Origin of the sequence: Okeania sp. SIO2F4 (genome assembly GCF_010672385.1) — a bacterium.
Classification (GTDB): Bacteria; Cyanobacteriota; Cyanobacteriia; order Cyanobacteriales; family Microcoleaceae; genus Trichodesmium.
This window is the reverse complement of record NZ_JAAHGT010001211.1, coordinates 1-2344: the sequence shown is the minus strand read 5'-3', so window position 1 is coordinate 2344 and position 2344 is coordinate 1. Positions and strand designations below refer to the sequence as shown.

Below are 2344 nucleotides of genomic sequence, written 5' to 3'. Positions count from 1 at the left end.
TGAAGAAGCCATCTTTAGCTAACTGAAATATGGGACTTCCTCCACCGATCCAGTAAGTGACGGTGCCAGCAAAGGGCATATAGATCATAAATCCCCAAAGCCCTACCATTGGATACTTGAAGGAAAGACCTAAAACTGCTACACCACCACCACCAGCAAGGGCTATTTTTGGTTCTGCTAGAAAAAATAATGTTATGCCAATAACAGCACCCAAACCACCATAAGTAACTAGAGCGCCGATGGCCTCCTGAATTTGTTTGGCTCTTTGGCGTTTTCTCGCAGCTAGCTCCTTTTTGCTAATCTGAGGAGCAGCAGGTTTGCCTTTCTTTTTTGATTTGCTTTTTAATTTTTTTTTAGACTTTTGTTTTGTTGGCATTCTTATAAATTTAGAATTAAGAATTAAGAATTTAGAATTCAAAAATGGTCTATATGAATTGAGAATTTAAAATTAAGAATTTAGAATTCAAAAATGGTTAACTTGTTAATTTCTTAATTTAATAATTCTACATTCTGCATTCATTCATTCTCAATTCTTGTTAATTCTGCATTCTGCATTCATTCATTCTGTATGTGGGTAAGTCACACCAGATGCTGCTGGACTGCTAAAACTAAGTTCTCAGTCCAAGAGTTTGCTAGTTCAGCATTAATTGCTTCTACCATAACTCGAATGACTGGCTCTGTGCCAGAGGCTCGGACTAATACCCTTCCAAAATCTGCTAGGGCGGTTTCTGCTTCTTCTATAGCTCTGACTAATGGTTCGCACTTTTGCCAATTAACTCGGCGATCGCGGTCTTCAACCCGGATATTTCGGAGTAGTTGGGGATAGGTCTGAAAGCTTTGGTCTACTAATTCGGCTAAGGAGACTCGTGAGTTTTTGACTAGGGTTGCTAAATGTAAGGCTGTCATTAGACCATCTCCCGTTATGCCATAGTGAGGAGATAAAATATGTCCTGACTGTTCTCCTCCTAACATTGAACCTGTGCGCTGCATTTCTGCGTGAACATATTGGTCTCCAACTTTTGTTCGTAATATTTGTCCACCCTGTTTGTGCCAAGCACGTTCAAAGCCTAAGTTGGCCATAACTGTAGTAACAATTAAATTTTTTGGTAGTAACCCTGCCTGACTTAAGCTTTGGCCCCAAAAGTAGAGTATATAATCTCCATCTATAGAACGACCTTGAGAATCTACTGCCAATACTCGGTCAGCATCTCCATCAAAGGCAAATCCCATATCAGCTTTGTTTTCTATTACTGCTTGTTGGAGAGTATGAAGATGGGTTGAACCACAGTTAACATTAATCAGATCGCCATTTGGTTGGTCATGCAAACAAATAACTTCTGCCCCCATTGCCTGAAAAACTTCTGGGGCTGTATGAACTGCCGCTCCCCAAGCTAAGTCCAGAACTATTTTCATTCCCTGAAAATGTCCTGGTATTAAAGGAGAATGTAGAGATGCTTGGTACTCTTTGACTAATTCTGGTCTATGGTAATGCTGTCCCCAGTTACTATGGATAGTTGGAAAATCTGCCGTTCCTCTAATTCCAGATTCTATCTGTTTCTGTAATTCTGAAGAGAGTTTTGTACCATCGGAGCCAAAAAATTTTATTCCATTATCTTCGGGTGGGTTATGACTAGCAGAAATCATTATTCCACCTATTGCTGCTGAAACGCTAGTAAGATAGGCAATGCAAGGAGTGGGGCATAAACCTAAATTCCAAACTTCTAAACCTGCTGCTGTTAAACCTGCTGACAGAGCCATGGCCAACATATTACCTGAATTTCTTGTATCTTGACCCATAATTACAAGGCCGGGATTTTGATAATATTGGCGCAATACTTGTCCTGCCCAAAAACCTATTTGTAGGGCTAGGGGGGCATTTAGTAGTTCTCCTGCTTTACCCCGGATGCCATCTGTACCGAATAAGCGAGTTGTGGGCAGTGAGGTATTGTTCCAAGGCAATGTTGTTGTTATTGCTGTGGGTGATAAGTTAAAAGTGTTTTGTCCATAAGTTGGTCTGAATGATGGTGTTGCTACCATAATTTTCACTCCTCGTCAAGATTAAGTTATTCTCACTCTCAACAAAGAGAATAGCACTTCCGGATTGAATACATAATTTTGAATTATTTACCTATAGCAGAGAACAGGGAACAGGGAACAGGGAACAGGGAACAGTGGCAAAAGCTTTTCTTTGTCTCAGGTTCATCATCAATATAAGTCAAACCTAAAAAGCGTCGGGAGGAAGTTAGCCAGCCTGTTTTAACGGCTGGATGAATAACGACGCGCGGGTTTTAACCCGGAGTAAAAGTCTGGTATAATAGAAATAGTAAGTAAGAACAAGGTTTGT

General features: G+C 40.4%; 1 protein-coding gene and 1 pseudogene. Both read right to left on the bottom strand.

The annotated features are described in order from the left end of the window. A pseudogene (locus F6K22_RS38960) lies at positions 1 to 376 on the bottom strand (hypothetical protein); the annotation flags it as partial. Between the two features lie 203 nt (positions 377 to 579). Next, entirely contained in the window at positions 580 to 2037 is a 1458-nt protein-coding gene (gene glmM / locus F6K22_RS38955; RefSeq protein ID WP_293110308.1) for a phosphoglucosamine mutase, read from the bottom strand. Positions 2038 to 2344 lie beyond the last annotated feature (307 nt).

Coding starts and splice junctions, on each gene's coding strand:
- glmM (WP_293110308.1), bottom strand. CDS start 2,037: ATGGTAGCAACACCATCATTCAGACCAACTTATGGACAAAACACTTTT.